This window comes from Corallococcus sp. M7 (assembly GCF_054512695.1).
Window position 1 is genome coordinate 7,619,345 of the sequence record NZ_CM137252.1, and the last position, 16,031, is coordinate 7,635,375.

13 protein-coding genes are annotated in these 16,031 nt (G+C 71.0%); 2 read left to right on the forward strand and 11 right to left on the reverse strand.

Annotation, left to right across the window (positions count from 1 at the left end):
- Window positions 1-2: 2 nt before the first annotated feature.
- From murD to mraZ, 9 genes are read right to left on the reverse strand one after another with little or no spacing between them, the layout of a single operon-like run.
- Window positions 3-1,373: a UDP-N-acetylmuramoyl-L-alanine--D-glutamate ligase gene (gene murD, locus ACX114_RS30440; RefSeq protein WP_459290316.1), complete on the reverse strand. Its 1,371-nt coding sequence runs from the start codon at window positions 1,371-1,373 to the stop codon at window positions 3-5.
- A 31-nt stretch (window positions 1,374-1,404) separates the two neighbouring features.
- Entirely contained in the window at window positions 1,405-2,583 is a 1,179-nt protein-coding gene (mraY, locus tag ACX114_RS30445) for a phospho-N-acetylmuramoyl-pentapeptide-transferase (RefSeq protein WP_206790368.1), read from the reverse strand.
- A complete protein-coding gene (locus tag ACX114_RS30450) occupies window positions 2,583-3,983 on the reverse strand; it encodes a UDP-N-acetylmuramoyl-tripeptide--D-alanyl-D-alanine ligase (RefSeq protein WP_459290319.1) in 1,401 nt (466 codons plus the stop codon). Before ACX114_RS30450 ends, mraY begins: the two co-directional genes overlap by 1 nt.
- Window positions 3,984-4,010: 27 nt before the next feature.
- Window positions 4,011-5,549: a UDP-N-acetylmuramoyl-L-alanyl-D-glutamate--2,6-diaminopimelate ligase gene (locus tag ACX114_RS30455; protein WP_459290320.1), complete on the reverse strand. Its 1,539-nt coding sequence runs from the start codon at window positions 5,547-5,549 to the stop codon at window positions 4,011-4,013.
- A 49-nt stretch (window positions 5,550-5,598) separates the two neighbouring features.
- Complete coding sequence (locus ACX114_RS30460; RefSeq protein ID WP_459290322.1) at window positions 5,599-7,620, reverse strand: penicillin-binding protein; 2,022 nt, start codon at window positions 7,618-7,620, stop codon at window positions 5,599-5,601.
- Entirely contained in the window at window positions 7,617-8,009 is a 393-nt protein-coding gene (gene ftsL, locus ACX114_RS30465) for a cell division protein FtsL (RefSeq protein WP_459290324.1), read from the reverse strand. The genes ACX114_RS30460 and ftsL overlap by 4 nt, the downstream gene beginning before the upstream one ends.
- Complete coding sequence (gene rsmH / locus ACX114_RS30470; RefSeq protein WP_459290326.1) at window positions 8,006-8,911, reverse strand: 16S rRNA (cytosine(1402)-N(4))-methyltransferase RsmH; 906 nt, start codon at window positions 8,909-8,911, stop codon at window positions 8,006-8,008. Before rsmH ends, ftsL begins: the two co-directional genes overlap by 4 nt.
- A gap of 23 nt (window positions 8,912-8,934) precedes the next feature.
- Window positions 8,935-9,318, reverse strand: coding sequence for an STAS domain-containing protein (locus ACX114_RS30475; protein ID WP_014398892.1), 384 nt, complete (start codon window positions 9,316-9,318; stop codon window positions 8,935-8,937).
- Between the two features lie 50 nt (window positions 9,319-9,368).
- Window positions 9,369-9,821, reverse strand: a complete 453-nt coding sequence (mraZ, locus tag ACX114_RS30480) for a division/cell wall cluster transcriptional repressor MraZ (RefSeq protein WP_120548791.1) — start codon at window positions 9,819-9,821, stop codon at window positions 9,369-9,371.
- Window positions 9,822-10,059: 238 nt separating this feature from the next.
- Here mraZ and ACX114_RS30485 point away from each other — a divergent pair, with 238 nt between their 5' ends.
- Entirely contained in the window at window positions 10,060-10,770 is a 711-nt protein-coding gene (locus tag ACX114_RS30485; RefSeq protein WP_459290329.1) for a PilZ domain-containing protein, read from the forward strand.
- A 31-nt stretch (window positions 10,771-10,801) separates the two neighbouring features.
- Here ACX114_RS30485 and ACX114_RS30490 read toward each other — a convergent pair whose 3' ends face one another.
- Both ACX114_RS30490 and ACX114_RS30495 read right to left on the reverse strand, forming a co-directional pair.
- Window positions 10,802-12,610, reverse strand: coding sequence for an acyl-CoA dehydrogenase family protein (locus ACX114_RS30490; protein ID WP_459290331.1), 1,809 nt, complete (start codon window positions 12,608-12,610; stop codon window positions 10,802-10,804).
- A gap of 180 nt (window positions 12,611-12,790) precedes the next feature.
- A complete protein-coding gene (locus ACX114_RS30495) occupies window positions 12,791-13,513 on the reverse strand; it encodes a hypothetical protein (RefSeq protein ID WP_459290333.1) in 723 nt (240 codons plus the stop codon).
- 223 nt (window positions 13,514-13,736) lie between these two features.
- Between ACX114_RS30495 and ACX114_RS30500 the strand changes: the two genes are divergently transcribed.
- Window positions 13,737-15,959, forward strand: coding sequence for a serine/threonine-protein kinase (locus ACX114_RS30500; protein WP_459290335.1), 2,223 nt, complete (start codon window positions 13,737-13,739; stop codon window positions 15,957-15,959).
- Window positions 15,960-16,031: the final 72 nt, after the last annotated feature.

Sequence of the window (16,031 nt, forward strand, 5' to 3'; positions counted from 1 at the left end):
GGTCAGAGCGCCCCGACGAGGCGCTTGAACGTGTCGCCCCGGTCCTCGAAGTTCTTGAACTGATCGTACGACGCGCACGCCGGGGACAGGAGGACCGTGTCCCCCGCCCTCGCCACCTCGCGCGCCTTCGCCACCGCCTGGGCCAGATTTCCGCACGCGTGCACCGGCGCGTCGTTCGCGTACGCCCGCGCCAGCGCGTCCGCGTCCTGGCCAATGGTGAGCACGCCCTTCACCTTGCCCTGCCCCGCCTCCACCATGGGCGCGTACGGCGCGCCCTTGCCCTTGCCGCCCGCGATGAGCCACACGTCACCGGCGAACGCCTTGAGCGCCACCAGCACGGAGTCCACGTTGGTGGCCTTGGAGTCGTTCACCCACTCCACGCCGTCCAGCACGCGCACGCTCTCCAGCCGGTGCGCCAGGCCCGGGTAGCTGTCCAGGTCCGCCTGCACTGCGTCCTTCTCCACGCCGCCCAGCCGCGCCAGCAGCGCCGCCGCCATCGCGTTCTGCGCGTTGTGCGCGCCCCGGAGCGAGCGGTTGGTGAGCGTGTAGGACTCGCCCGCGAACTCCAGCTCGAAGCCGCCGGGCCGGGCGATGGCCAGCCCCGCCAGCTTCGGCGCGTCCACCACCGGGCGGCCCGTCATGGAGAAGCCGTACACGGGAGCGCGCGCGGAGGTGGCCAGCCCCATCACCGCCGCGTCGTCCGCGTTCACCACGGCGAAGTCGCTGCCGGCGTCCTGGTTCATGAAGATGCGCGCCTTGGCCGAGCCGTAGTCGGCGTGGTTGGCGTAGCGGTCCAGGTGGTCCGGCGTGAGGTTGAGGATGGCCGCGCCCGTGGGCTTGAGCTGGTGGATGCCCTCCAGCTGGAAGCTGGACAGCTCCACCACCAGCGCGTCCCAGTCCCCGGGGGACATGGCGGCCTCGGCCAGCGGGCGCCCCAGGTTGCCGCCCACGAAGGTGCGCAGGCCCGCCTTCGCGTACAGCTCGCCGGTGAGCGCCGTGGTGGTGCTCTTGCCGTTGGTGCCGGTGATGCCCAGGAAGCGCGTGCCCGTGAGGAAGCGGCCCGCGAGCTCGATCTCGCCCCAGACGGGGACGCCGGAAGTACGCGCGGCCTCCAGCTCCGGCAGGGACAGGGGCACGCCTGGGCTCACCACCACCAGGTCCTGGCGGGTGAGCAGTCCCGGGGGCGTGGCGCCGGTGACGAGCGTCACGCCCTTCGCGTGCAGCTCCTTCGCGACGTCACCGAGCGCGTCCTCGGAGCGCGCGTCCAGCGCCGTCACCTTCGCGCCGTGCTGGACCAAAAGCCGCAGCGCCGCGACGCCGCTCTTGGCCAGCCCGAACACCGCGACATTCCGACCGGACAGCGAGGAATTCATGGGGCGGGCCGACCTCGATGGGGCAAAGCGACTAGCGCAGTTTCAGGGACAGCAGGGCCACGCCACCACAGAGGATGGCGACAATCCAGAAACGCACGATGATCTTCGGCTCGGCCAGTCCCTTGAGCTCGAAGTGATGGTGCACGGGCGCCATCTTGAAGACGCGCTTGCCCGTCATCTTGAAGGACGCCACCTGGATCATCACGGAGAGCGCCTCCGCGAAGAAGATGCCGTGGATGATGGCGGAGACGACCTCGTTCTTGGAGAACACGGCCAGCCCGCCCAGCGCGCCGCCCAGGGCCAGCGAGCCGATGTCGCCCATGAAGACGGACGCCGGGTAGGTGTTGAACCAGAGGAAGGAGATGCCCGCGCCCACGATGCTCGCGCAGAAGACGGCCAGCTCCGCGCCGCCCGGCACCTGGAGGATGCCCAGGTAGCGGTACAGCGGCGTGGCCGTGAGGCGCGTGACACCGTTCACCGTCTCCGTGTCCGCGATGTGCAGCGTGGTGCCCGCCACGTAGCAGAGCACGCAGAAGGTCACCGCCGACACGATGGTGGGGACGATGGCCAGGCCGTCCAGGCCGTCCGTGAGGTTCACCGCGTTGGACGTGCCCACGATGACGATCCACGCGAACACGACGTAGAACCAGCCCAGGTCCGGGTTGAACCAATGGGACGGCACGAACGGCAGCGTCAGCCGCGTGTCGATGAGCAGCTGGGGCCCGAAGGAGCCGTCCGGCTTCGTCCACGTGCACATCAGGCCGAAGATGGCGACGAGGAAGAAGAGCGTCTGGAGCGCCATCTTCTTGCGCCCGGCCAGGCCCTTGGAGTTGCGCTTGGACAGCTTGAGCCAGTCGTCCAGGAAGCCGATGAAGCCGTAGCCGAAGGTGAGGAGGATCATCACCCAGACGCCGCGGGACTTCAGGTCCGCGAACAGGAGCGTGCCCGCCGCGATGCAGATGAGGATGAGCGCGCCACCCATGGTGGGCGTGCCCTTCTTCTTCTGGTGGCTGTCCGGGGTGTCCTCGCGCACGTTGCTCTGCCCGTGCTGCTTCAGGCGCAGCCGCGCGATGAGGCGCGGGCCGATGAGCATCCCCAGGAGCAGGGCGAAGACGCCCGCGGCGATGATGCGGAAGGTCGGGTAGCGCAGGAAGTTGAGGACGCGCCCGGCCTCGGTGTTCTGGATGAGCTCGTACAGAAGGTACAGCACTAGTGACTCCCTCCGGGGGGGGCCGCGCCCGTCAGGGCCGCCACCACGCGCTCCAATCGCATGCCGCGACTGGCCTTCACCAGCACCACGTCACCGGGCGAGAGCCGGGGCGTCAACCACGCCACCAATGGCTCCACTTCGGTGAAATGGGCGGCGGAATCTCCCATGTCCGCGCTGCCCAGACCGCCCGAGGACCGGGGGCCGAAGAACGCGACCAGCTTCGCGTGCCGCGCGACGAGCTCACCCAGCCGGGCATGCTCCTCCGCCTCGCCCGCGCCCAACTCCAGCATGTCGCCCAGCACCGCCACCGCCCGGCCACCTTCGGGCACCAGCGTGCCCAGCGTGACGAGCGCGGCCTCCATGGAGGCCGGGTTGGCGTTGTAGCAGTCGTCTACCACCGTGATGCCGTTCTTGCCATCCACGATGTTGAGCCGGCGCGCGTACGGCCGCGCGGACTCCAGGCCCTTCACGCACTCCTCGGGGGAGTAGCCCAGGGCCAGCGCCGTCGCGAACGCCGCCGTCGCGTTCTGCGCGTTGTGCGGCCCCACGAAGTGCAGGCGCACCGGCCAGTCCTTCCCCTGGTAGCGCACGGTGGCCACCATGCCGTCGCGGCCCAGCGTGTGGACCGCGGTGAGGCGCACGTCCGCCCCTTCCGCCCGGCCGAACGTCAGCTGCTTCGCGCCGCTGCGCGCGGCCTGGCGCACGATGAGCGCGTCGTCGAGGTTGATGACCGCGGTGGCCTGGGGCAGCAGCTCGCGGAACATCTCGCCTTCCGCCTCCGCCACGCCCTCCAGGCTGCCCAGCCCCTCCAGGTGCTCCGGCTGGACGACGGTGATGACCCCGGCGTCCGGCTGCACCTTGCGGGTGAGCCTTTCGATTTCGCCCGGCTGGTTCATCCCCACTTCGATGACGGCCGCCACGTGGGACGGCTCCAGCCGGAAGAGCGTGAGCGGTACGCCCACCTCGTTGTTGAAGTTGCCCTCCGTCTTCAGCGCGGGGCCCCGCGTGGCCAGGATGGCGCCCACCATCTCCTTGGTGGTCGTCTTCCCGTTGGAGCCCCCCACTGCCGCCACCGGGATGCGGAAGCGGCGGCGGTGCAGCGCGCCCAGGCCGCCGAGCGCGGCCAGGGTGTCCTCCACCTCGTACAGGGCGAAGCCCGGGGGCAGGGCCGGCAGCGCCCTCCCCCGCTTCACCACCGCCCCGGCCGCTCCCTGGCGCTGGGCACCGTCCACGAAGTCGTGGGCGTCGAAGCGCTCGCCCTGCAGCGCCACGAAGAGGCACCCGGGGGTGAGCGACCGCGTGTCGGTGCAGACCGCGGGGAAGCCCGCTTCCACGGGCTCCCCGCGCCGGGTCGCACCCGTCGCCTGCACCACCTCGTCATCGGAGAATCGAGCGGCCATGGAGGGGGGGTGTGGCCTTGAGGAGGTTCAGCTCGGGATGCGGTTGGCCAGCGCGCGCGCGGCGACCTCGCGGTCGTCGAACTTGAGCTTCTCGGTGCCCACCGTCTGGTAGGTCTCGTGGCCCTTGCCGGCGATGAGGACGACGTCGTCGTCCTTGGCCAGGTTGATGACCTGCTCGATGGCGGCGCGGCGGTCCGCGTCCACCAGGTAGCCCTTCTCCCCGTTCTTCGCCTTGCCCTCGGAGATGCGGCGCAGGCCGCCCTTCTCCAGGCCCGGCGTGACCTCGGAGATGATGGCCTCCGGGTCCTCCGTGCGCGGGTTGTCGCTGGTCACCATCACCAGGTCCGCGCCTTCCGCGGCCACCGTGCCCATCAGCGGGCGCTTGCCCTTGTCGCGGTCGCCGCCGCAGCCGAAGACGACGATGACGCGGCCCTTGGCCAGCGCGCGCGCCGCTTCAATGGAGCGCTTGAGCGCGTCATCCGTGTGCGCGTAGTCCACCAGCACCGCCGGAGCCGGGCCGCCGCGGTGGTTCTCCGCGCGGTCCATGCGGCCGGCCACGCCCGTGACGAGCTCGATGCCGCTCTTCACGTCCGAGCGGCTGATGCCCGCGCCCAGCGCGATGCCGGCGGCGAGCATGATGTTCTCCAGGTTGTGGGGCCCCAGCAGCTTGCTCTTCACCTTGATGTCGCCCGCGGGCGTCTTCAGGGTGGCCTCGATGCCCTTGAGCGAGTAGCTGGCGTCCGCGGCGGAGATTTCACCCGCGCCCGTGCGGCTGAACTTCCACGCCATGCGCTTCTGGTTGCGCAGCTCCGTGTAGATGCGGCTGGCGAAGGTGTCGTCGCCATTCACCACGGCGGTGCCGGAGGCGCCCAGGTTCTCCAGGAAGAGCTTGCGCTTCACCTGGAAGTACTCCTCCAGGTCCTTGTGGTAGTCCAGGTGGTCGCGCGACAGGTTGCTGAAGCCCGCGGCCTTGAAGGTGAGCCCGTGCACGCGCTCCTGCGCGAGCGCGTGGCTGGAGACCTCCATCACCACCGTCTCCACGCCCGCGTCCACCATCTCGCGGAAGATGCGGTGCAGCTCCAGCGGGTCCGGCGTGGTGTTGGCCAGCTCCGTCGTCTTGCCACCGAACTTGTAGCCCAGCGTGCCGATGACGCCCGGCGCCGGAGAGCCGGTGTACATGGCGGCGGTCGCGAGGATGGCCTCCAGCAGGTACGTGGTGGTCGTCTTCCCGTTGGTGCCGGTGACGCCCAGGAGCGTCAGCTTGTCCGCGGGACGGCCGTGGAAGTTGGCCGCGATGAGGGCCAGCGCCTTGCGCGCGCTGCTCACCTTGAAGAACGGCACCTGCGAGGACTGCCCCTGCTTCTCCGACACGACGGCGACAGCGCCGCGCGACACGGCCTCACCGATGAACTGGGCCCCGTCTTCCTTCAGGCCCGGCACGGCGATGAAGAGATCCCCCGGCTTCACGCGCCGCGAATCCTGCGTCACTCCCGTGACGTCGACCGCGGAACGGCCGCCCGAGGTCTGCTCGGCTCCACACCCTGCGAGGACATCCGTCAGCTTCATCTCTTCCCCTTCACACGCATTGCTTGCGGGGCCTGGAAAGGACACGGCCTCATTGCCGCGTCGCCAGTTCCAGCGTCACCCGGGCCCCCTTCTCCACCAGCGCACCGGCGGGGGGGGTCTGAGATACGACTCGTCCACTTCCTTGCAGCTGTGGCTCCAACGCCGCGGCGAGCAGCTTCACCACGGCCTCGCGTCCCGCCTGTCCCTGGACGTCCGGCACACGCACCGTGCCGGGCTCCGGGGTCTCGGTCACCGCATCCTCCAGGCCGGCCCGGACGGGCACGGCCTTCGCCAGCGCCTTCGGTGCCGGAGGGGGCACCACGGGCGCGGCGGCCGCGGCCACCTCGGCGGGTGCCACCGTCCGGGACGGAGGCACGGCCAGGTGGGCCATGGCGGCGGTAGCGATTTCCTTGAAGGCAGGGGCAGCCACGTTCCCCCCGTATACGTCTGTCTTGGGTTCGTCCACCACCACGAGAATCACGGCGCGCGGGGCCTCGGCTGGCACCATGCCCGCGAACGACGCGATGCGTTTGTCGGAATACCCCCGTGCCACGGGGTCCGCCTTCTGCGCCGTGCCCGTCTTTCCGGCCACGCGGTAGTCGTCCATGGCGGCCTTGGGCGCGGTCCCTCCCTTGACCACCACGCTCTCGAGCATGCCCACGACCTGGCGCGCCACCCTCTGGGAAACGACCCGGCGAAGCTCCGTGGGCTGGTTCTCCAGCAGCACCACGCCGTCCGGGTCCACCACCTTGGAGACCAGGTACGGGCGCATCAGCACGCCGTCATTGGCCAGCGCGCCGTAGGCCGCCGTCAGCTGGACGGCGGTGGAGGTCATGCCCTGGCCGAAGGATTGGGTGGCCAGGGAGATGTCCGATTTCGGAAACGGGATGACGCCGCGGCTCTCGCCGGTGAGCGCCAGGCCGGTGCGCTCCGCGAAGCCGAAGGCGTGGTAGGCGGCGACGAACTTCTCGCGGCCCAGGGCCTCGGCGACCTTCGCTGCGCAGATGTTGGAGGACACCTGGAGGATGCCCTGCGCGTTGAGCCAGCCGTGCGGGTGGGTGTCCCGGATGGTGTGCCGGCCGATGCGCATGGCGCCGTTCTCACAGAAGAACAGCTGGTCCGGGGTGATGGCCTTCTGCTCGAGCGCGGCGGCCACCACGAAGGCCTTCATCGTGGAGCCGGGCTCGAAGGCGTCCAGCGCGGCGCGGTTGCGGATGGCGTTCTTCACGCCGTCTTCCGGCGTGTTGGGGTTGAAGCGCGGGTTGTTGGCCAGCGCCAGGATCTCCCCGGTGCGAGGGTCCAGCACCACCGCCATGCCCGCCGTCGCCTTGGCGTCCTCCACGGCCTTGGCCAGCGCCTTCTCCGCCACGTACTGGAGGTGGCGGTCCAGCGTGAGCGTCACGGTGGCGCCCTGGCGCTCCAGCGGATCCATGGCGCCCTGGACCATCAGCTTGCGGCCCTTGGCGTCCCGGAAGCCGGAGGTGCGCGAGTTCTGCCCGGACAGCTCGTCCTCGAAGGCCAGCTCCAGGCCCTCCAGGTCGTGCCCGTCGGTGCCCACCATGCCCACGATGTGCGCGCCCAGCTCGCGCTGGGGATAGAAGCGCTTGGGCTCCTTGGTGAAGCCCAGGCCCGGCAGGCCCAGCGCCTTCACCGCCTCCACCTCCTGGGGCTTCGCCTGGCGCTTCACCCACGCGAAGCGCTTGGCGCGGGACAGGCGCGCGACCAGGTCGCGGCTGTCCATGTGCACGGCGCGGGCGAGCTGACGGGCCGCCTGCGGCACGTCGGGGAGCATGGACGGGTCCACCCAGATGGAGTCCACCTCCACGCTCTGCGCGAGCGGCGTGCCGCGACGGTCGTAGATGTCACCGCGCCGGGCCGGGATGTCGATCTGCCGGACGTACTGGTCCTGCGCCAGGCCGCGCAGCTTCTCCTGCTGGAAGACCTGGAGGTAGACCGCGCGGCCGAACGCCGTGCCCAAGAGCGCGAGGAACAGCCCGAACAGGAGCTGGACCCGCAGCCTGAGCCCCTTCGTGTTCGACTCCGGAATCCGCGCGCTCTTGAGGTCCCTCACCGCCCGCTCCCCCGCTCCGCCACGCGGACGGCCGGGGCCGCCGAACGGGCCTGCGCGGTGCTGGAGCCCTTCACGTGCTCGTCGGCGATGGACACCACCGCGCCGCCCTTGGGCATGGCCATGCCCAGCTGCTCACGGGCCACGCGCTCCAGCCGGGCCGGCGCCTTGAGCGTGGCCAGCTCCAGCTTGAGCCGGTCATTCTCCCGGGTGAGCGAGCGGCTCTCGCCCTCCGCGTTGGACAGGCGGTAGCCCATGTCCACCACGAGCACGCGGCTCGTGACGTGGAGGATGCCCACGCCAGCGAACAGGGTGAAGAGCATGACGGCGGGCAACAGGTGCATCAGCACGCCGGCCACGGACACGGAGGGACGCGAGAGGGCCTTGCTCATCGGATTTTCTCCACCGCGCGCAGGTGCGCGCTGCGAGAGCGGGGGTTGGCCTCGACTTCCGCTTCGGAAGCCGCGACGGCCTTCTTGGACACGAGGGCGAAGTCACCCTGGCTGTTGCACACGCACACCGGGAAGCCCGGCGGACAGGTGCACCCGCCCACCAGGGCGCGGAAGGCTTCCTTCACCTTCCGGTCCTCCAGGGAGTGGAAGGAGATGACCGCGGCGCGGCCCCCCACCTTGAGGAGCGAGGGCAGCGCGGCGAGCAGCGCGTCCAGCGCCTCCAGCTCCCCGTTCACCGCCATGCGCAGCGCCTGGAAGGTGCGGGTGGCCACATGGATGCGGTCCGGCCACGCCTTGCGGGGCACGGCGCGCTTCACCACCTCCGCGGCCTCCAGCGTGCGCTGGGGCAGCGCCTTCTTCAGCTCCCGCGCGATGGGCCGCGCGAAGGGCTCTTCCCCGTAGTCCTTGAGCAGCTTCGCCAGGTCGCGCTCGTCCGTTTCGGCGATGAGCTCCGCGGCGGTGATGCCGCTGTCGCCCATGCGCATGTCCAGCGGGCCGTCCTTCATGAAGGAGAAGCCGCGCTCGGCCACGTCCAACTGGGGCGAGGACACGCCCAGGTCCACCAGCACGCCGTCCACGGGCAGGAGGTCGTGCGCCACGCGGGGCAGGTCCGCGAAGTTGCCCTGCCGGACCTGGAAGCGGGCGTTGCCGCCCATGCGGGCGGTGGCCGCGGCGAGCGCCACCGGATCCCGGTCCACGCCCACCACCGTCGCGCCCCGGGCGAGCAGCGCCTGGGTGTGGCCGCCGCCGCCGAGCGTGCCGTCGAGGATGACCTTGCCCTCCGCCGGGTTCAGCAGCTCCACCGTCTCGTGGAGCAGGACGGTCTGGTGCTGGAAGTCCACGGGAGGGGGCCTTGGGGTGCGGGTCAGACGAAGGGAGCGCGCGCGAGCTGGAAGGCGGCCCGGGCATCGTTCATGTGCGGGTACAGCTCGAAGGCGTCGTGGGCGCCGGCCGCGCGGAAGATGGCGGCCAGGTACGGCGACAGCCCGGACAGCTTCACGTCCCCACCGGCGCGGCGGAACGCGTCCGTGCGGGCCATCAGCGGGCGCACGCCGCGGTAGTTCAGGTGCGACACGTCCGCGAAGTCCAGGACGACCTGACGGGTGCCCCGGTGCAGCCGGTGCATCAGGTCCTCGCACAGCTTGAGCAGGTCCGCCTCCTCCAGCTCGCCCTCCAGCATCAGCGTCTCCACGCGCTCGGACGCCGCCACCACCGCCCTGTTCCGACGAACCTCCTGCACCTGGTCCATGCGCCTGCCCACCCTTCTCTTTGCGAAACCTGAAGCTGTCGACTTCCTGGCTACGGCTGGCGCAGCTCGCCCAGCACCCGCAACACGTCCGGGGAGGTGGCTTCCTGGCGCGCGTCCTCCTGCGCCTTCGCCCAACCTTCCTGGCTCCAAAGCTCAATCACCTTCACCATCCCCGCCCACACCACGTCCTTCTCCAACTTCGCGTACGCCCTGAGCGACGGCGGAATCAGCAACCGTCCCAGCTTGTCCAGCGGGCACTCCTGCGCGCTGGCCACGTACAGCCGCATCAACGTCTTGACCCCCGGCTCCATGGGGTTGCGCCGGGCGAGCGCGGTCTCCAACGCCTCCCACTCCCGCACCGGGTAGGCGTGGAGGCAGGGGTCCAGGGCCGTGGTGACGATGAGCCGCTCGTCGTAGGCGCCCACCAACGTCTCCCGCAGCTTGGCCGGGAGGCTGGTGCGCCCCTTCGCGTCGATCTGGTGCTCATAGACGCCTCGGAACACGCGGGACGATCCACCTTTTCAGCCCGACACGGGACGGACCACCACTCCTTCCCACTTCTTACCCCTCTACGGCGGGCATACATACGCGCCCCCCCCAGGGGGGTCAAGAAAGCGCGCAACAGGCTGGAACACGGCGCGCCCGGCGCCGGACATCCGCCAGGGCACACGCCGGAGGGCCTACCTTTGGGGGTGGGGTAAACTTGAGTTCTTTTGCTCCCAGGCTGAGACTGACGGGCGCGTGAACACGAACGTTCGACTGAAGGTGGCCTACAAGACGCCGCAGTCGCTGGTCGGCGAGTACACCCGCAGCGTGGGTCAGGGCGGCGTCACCCTGGAGACGCGCAGGGCCCTGCCGCTGGGCACCCGCTTCACCTTCGAGCTGCACGCGGGCGGCATGCCGCGGCCGGTGGAGGTGCTGGGCGAGGTCGTCAAGGTGGAGCCGCGCCCCGGCGAGCGCTTCATGCTCACCGTGCGCTACGACGGCGCGGAGGATCGCAGCGCGCTGGACGCGGTGCTCCAGTTCATCTTCGCCCAGGAGGAGCAGAACGGCCTGCGCCGCTTCCCGCGCATGCCGCTGCACCTGCGCGCGCGGGAGGCCGACCCCCGGGCGCCGTTCTTCTACGTGCGCGACATCTCCCGGGGCGGCGTGGGCCTGGAGGTGGACGCCCCCGCCCTGCCCCGCGAGGTGCAGGTGGGCACGCCCTTCTTCATGGAGATGGACATGACGGAGGGGCCGCTGCTGCTCCACGGCGAGGTGGCGTGGACGTCATCCGTGCCGCGCAAGGGCGTGGCGCAGGCGGTGACGCCGGGCTTCGGCGCGACGTTCGGCCGGCTGCGGCCGGACATGCTCCAGCGGCTGGAGGACCTGATGGCGCTGGAGCACCTGCCGCCCGCGCCCTGGCGGGCCCGGGTCAGCTTCGGCCTGGATGCCGTGTCGCGGATGCCCTGACGCTGCTCGCAGGGCACCCGCGTTTCAGCCGTTACAGCGGGTTGTACGGATAGCCGCCGGCCTCCTCCAGGCCCGTGACGATGGTCTCCCGCAGCTCCGCCGGGTCGTACGCCGTGAAGGCGTCCAGCGCGGACAGGCGCTTGAGCTCCAGCGTGAGCGCGTCACCCTTGAGCGTGGCGCAGAGCGCGCGGCGGGTGCGCTCGAAGGCGCGGGCGGTGGACTCCATCGCGTACAGCCGCACCAGCGCCACGCGCACCGGGTCCAGCACGCCGCCGGTGGCGGCCTGACGGGTGCGCGTCACCATGGAGTCCAGCGCGTACGCGTCCATCACCACGTCCGCCAGCGCGGCCATGACCTCCTGGTGCTTGTCCAGCTCCGTGCCGAAGCTCTCCGCGGCCAGGCGCATGCCGTGGATGGCCAGGTGCTTGGCGCACTCCGCGGCGATCTCCTCGTTGGCCAGCGCGTCCTGGCGGCCCGCGCGGGGACGCTCGCCGCGGCCCAGCTCCTCCGCCACGGAGCGCGCCTGCGCGAACAGCGGCAGGTCGCCCTTCACGGCGCGCTTGAGCAGGATGCCGGTGATGAGCATCCGGTTGATCTCGTTGGTGCCCTCGAAGATGCGGTTGATGCGCGCGTCGCGGTAGGCGCGCTCCACCGGGTACTCCTCGATGTAGCCGGCGCCGCCGTGCACCTGCACCGCGTCGTCCACCAGGAAGCCGATGGCCTCCGAGCCGAAGACCTTCATGATGGAGGCCTCGGTGGCGAACTCCTCCATCGCGGCGATGACGTGCGCGTCGTAGTCCGCGTCCGAGCGCTCCTTGGACGCGAGGCGCCCGTCCACCAGGCCCGCCGTGCGGTACGTCATGCTCTCCACCGCGTAGACGAGCGTGGCCATGCGCGCGAGCTTCTCGCGGATGAGCGGGAACGTGGCGATGGGCGCCTTGAACTGCTTGCGCTCCTGCGCGAACTTCAGCGCGCTCTGGAGCTGGAGCTTCATGCTGCCAATGACGCCCGCGCCCAGCTTCAGGCGGCCGTAGTTGAGGATGTTGAAGGCGATGCGGTGGCCCTTGCCCAGCTCGCCCAGCAGGTTCTCCACGGGGACGAGCGCGTCCTCGAAGTAGAGCGGGCACGTGGACGAGCCGCGGATGCCCATCTTGTGCTCCTCCGGGCCCACGGTGAGGCCCGGGGTGTCCTTCTCCACGATGAAGCCGGTGAACTTGTCGCCGTCCACCTGCGCGAAGACGACGAACACGTCCGCGAAGGCCGCGTTGGTGATGTAGAGCTTGGAGCCGTTGAGGACGTAGTGCTTGCCGTCCTGGGACTTCACCGCCTTCGTCTTCGCCCCGCGCGCGTCGCTGCCGCTGCCCTGCTCCGTCAGCGCGTACGCCGCCACCCACTCACCCGTGGCCAGCTTCGGCAGGTACTTCGCCTTCTGCGCCTCGTTGCCGAACCACACGATGGGCAGCGACCCGATGCCGGTGTGCGCGCTGGACGTCACCGACCAGGAGCCCAACAGGCTCATGGCCTCCGCGAGCAGGAGCGACGTCGTCTTGTCCAGGCCCGTGCCGCCGTACGTCTCCGCGATGTCCACGCTCAAGAGGCCCAGGTCGCCCGCGCGGCGCAGCAGGTCGCGCAGGAGCGCGTTGTCCTTGCCCTCGATGCGCGTGGCCTGGGGCAGCACCTGCTCCCGGCAGAACTGGAGCGCCGTCTTGAAGAAGAGCCGCTGCTCCTCGGAGAACCCCTCCGGCGTGAGGATGCGGGTGGAGCCCACCTCCTGGAAGAGGAAGGTGCCCCCGGCGAGAACATCCTGGGGACGGGAAGCGGGCTCGGTTGCGGCGACCATCGACGACCTCCGGGGAGGGAGCATTGCCCTCCGAAGCCTTCAGGAAAAAGGCGCGCGGCACATTAGGGCGCGCGGACCGCCACGGGTAGTAGCGGCGAGGACCCACCACCTCAATGCAACGTGGGACTCCACCCGGGGTGCGTGCCCGCCCGCCAGGCGGGAGGCTTCGTGGCCCCTGGCCTAGGGTGAACCCGCGTCCGATGCGGACCGGGGCGTGGGGTACACGAGGCAGAGCGTGTCGAAGAGCCCCTCCTCCGGCGCGACGTACGTGCCGCCGAGCGCCCGCGCGGCCTGCATCACCTCCGTGCCGAACGACGGAACGAGGCACAGGTCGTCCGACGTGGTGAAGCGCGTCTTCAGCCGCGCCAGCTCCCGCCGCAGCGTCGCGATGTCCTGGCGCCCGCCGCGCACCGGAACGGACGGACCATTGCGGTCCGGCCCCGGCAGCTTGCCCACGCTGGTGCTCAACTCGAAGCCGTCAGCGCGCTGGATGATGCGCAGCTTGCCGGGCGCCACCTCGTCCAGCCACGCCCGGAAGCCCTGCTCGTCGCGCAGCACCAACCGGTAGGCCACCGGCGCGTCCGGGTGCCGGAGCCACACCTCCGCCGCCTGCGCGCGCAAGACGGCCAGCGCGTCCGACACCTGCGCGAGGAACGTGTCCGCGTCCTCCACGGCGACGAGCACGTCCCTGCCCCGCACCCGCTCCGCGAGCCTGGCCGCGTCCGGGATCCGGGCCGGAGTGAAGGTCTCCGCGCCCAGGCGCACCTGCTCTCCCGACAGCTCCAGCCGGAGGACGTCATCCGGAAGCGGCTCGCCCCAGGCGGGCGCGGACACGGGCGCGATGGTCGCATCCGCCCAACTGCCCGCGTCCCTGGGAGCAGGTGGAGCAGAGCCCGGGTCCACGCTGGGTCCTGGCGATGGAGATACTGTGCGTGCCGGTTCGATAGGCGGGGACTCCCGGCAGCCACCCCATGTGAGGCTGCTCCATACCAGGAGGAAGAATGCAGGGTTACGGGAACAGGCTGGCGAGCGTAGCGGAATATTCCACCCGGAGCGTCTGAATGGCCTCATGATAGCTTCTCGCGGTTTTTGCGAAGGACTCCCCTCCACCGGAGCCGATTCGAACGTGCCGCCGCCCTCCGCCGGCTTCCAGTTCGGCAAGTACAAGCTGCTCGAGCGCATCGCGACGGGCGGCATGGCGGAGATCTACCGCGCCCGGATGACGGCGGTGGCGGGCGTGACGAAGCCGGTGGTCATCAAGAAGATCCTCCCGGGCTACGCGGACGACAGCGCGTTCGTGTCCATGTTCATCAACGAGGCGCGCATCGCGCTGGGGCTGTCGCACGGCAACATCGCGCAGATCTTCGACTTCGGCGAGGTGGAGGGCGAGTACTTCCTCGCGATGGAGTGGGTGGACGGCCATCCGCTCTCGCGAGTGATGCGCCGGGCGCGGGAGAAGGGGCTGCCCGCGCTGCCGCCGCCGCTGGCGGTGCTGGTGGCCATCGACATGCTGCGGGGGCTGGCGTACGCGCACACGCGGCTGGATGACAACGGCCGCCCGCTGCACATCGTCCACCGGGACGTGAGCCCGCAGAACGTGCTCCTCTCCTTCGAGGGGCAGGTGAAGCTGGTGGACTTCGGCATCGCGCGTGCGCGGCTCGCCGGACGCTCCGACACGAAGGCCGACCCCGCGAAGGGCAAGTACGTCTACTTCGCGCCGGAGCAGGCGCGCGGCGAGGCGCTGGACGCGCGCACGGACGTGTTCGCCGCGGGCACGGTCCTCTACGAGATGCTCTGCGGGCGGCGCCCCTTCGAGGGCTCGCTCCAGGACGTGCTGCGGAAGATCTCGCAGGGCGACTTCCCCCGCCCGCGCGAGTGGATGCCAAACATCCCGGCCGCGCTGGAGCGCATCCTGCTCACCGCGATGGCCACGAGCCCGGAGCAGCGCTACCCCACGGCGCAGGCCTTCGCGGAGGCGCTGGCGCGCCAGCTCCACGTCACCGCGCCGGACGTGTCCGCCAGTGACCTGGGCCACTTCATGGGCTACCTCTTCGAGCCGGAGCTCGTGGAGGCCGGCCGCCCGGTGCAGCTGCCGCGCGAGTTCATCGCCCGCGTGGGCCGCTGGAGCGGCGTCGTCGAACCGCCGCCCATCCCCACGCCGCCGGAGGTGCCCCGCCACGTCTCCGAGCCCGGGGGTGAGCCCCGCGAGCCGCGAGGCGATCTGACGACACAGCCCCTGCCCCCGCAGGCGATGCCTCCGGAGCCGCGGCCCGCGTGGCACCGCTCCCTGCGCGGCTGGGCGGTGCGGGGCGCGCCGGTGGTGGTGGCGGCGCTCGTGGCCACGTGGCTGGGCCTGGTCATGGGCGGCTCCAACACGTTCGCGGTGGAGCTCAGCTCCTCGCCCCCGGGCGCCACCATCCGCGTGGACGGCCGGACGCTGAGGGAGACGACACCCACGCTCATCACCCAGCTTCCGTCGGACCGCGACCATGTGTTGGAGGTGCTGCTGCCGGGCATGGTGCCCTTCAGCCAGCGCGTGCACGCCGAGCGCGGCACCACGCTGGCGGTCCACGCGCGGCTCGCGCCGAAGCAAGCGGCCGCGGCGCGCGCCCTGCCCCGCGCGGGCCCGGACGACACGGCCGCGGCCATTGCCCGATATTCCTCCGGAGGCCCGTTCGCGCTCAGCGCGGTCGCGCATGCCCTGCTCGTGCCTCCGTCCCAGGCGGCGCGCATGCGGTTGGATCCGTCCCGCACCTACGGCCTGCGCGTGGAGGGCCGCGTGTCCGTGGGTGGCCCGCTGCCGGTGGCCCAGGCCGTGTACTTCCTGGAGGGCGGCACGGCGCTGGCCGCGCGCGACAGCTTCGGCCTGGTGGGCGCGGACGAGGTCCTGGTGCGCGACGCTTCCGTCCTCTACGTGTTCCTCTGGGACGACCGCCCGGACGACAACCGCGGCGCGCTCCAGGTGCACGTGCGCGAAGAGTCGAGCGGCGCCATCACCACCCTGCTCCTGGACGCGCGCCGGCACGCCGTCTCGCTGTCCCCCCACGACGGCTTCACGCTCCGGGAGCTGGATCCGTCCACCACCTACCGCGTCGTGGTGCGCTCGGCCGGGGAGCCGGCGCGCACGCGCGGCTTCGGCGGCGGCGAGGTGAACGGCGTGCTCGCGCTGCATGGCGCGGGGCCGTCTCCGGCCGTGGCCCCGGGCACGCTGGAGGTGCTGGAGGTCAACCAGCCCACGGTGATGCGCGGCGCGAGCTGGCTGCGGCTCGCGTTCCCGGATGACGACGTCCACGACAACTCCGGCGGCCTCACGCTGGAGGTGACACCGGTGGCGCCGCTGCACCAGTAGCGCGCGCGACGGGCCGCTACAGGACACCGCCAGCCTGTAGCCGAAAAATTGATCATCCGGACGCCGCCCCTA

Bases quoted from the DNA above. Each gene is read 5' to 3' on its own strand.
- murD (WP_459290316.1), bottom strand. From the start codon at position 1,373: ATGAATTCCTCGCTGTCCGGTCGGAATGTCGCGGTGTTCGGGCTGGCC.
- ACX114_RS30450 (WP_459290319.1), bottom strand. From the start codon at position 3,983: ATGGCCGCTCGATTCTCCGATGACGAGGTGGTGCAGGCGACGGGTGCG.
- ACX114_RS30455 (WP_459290320.1), bottom strand. From the start codon at position 5,549: ATGAAGCTGACGGATGTCCTCGCAGGGTGTGGAGCCGAGCAGACCTCG.
- ftsL (WP_459290324.1), bottom strand. From the start codon at position 8,009: ATGAGCAAGGCCCTCTCGCGTCCCTCCGTGTCCGTGGCCGGCGTGCTG.
- ACX114_RS30475 (WP_014398892.1), bottom strand. From the start codon at position 9,318: ATGGACCAGGTGCAGGAGGTTCGTCGGAACAGGGCGGTGGTGGCGGCG.
- ACX114_RS30490 (WP_459290331.1), bottom strand. From the start codon at position 12,610: ATGGTCGCCGCAACCGAGCCCGCTTCCCGTCCCCAGGATGTTCTCGCC.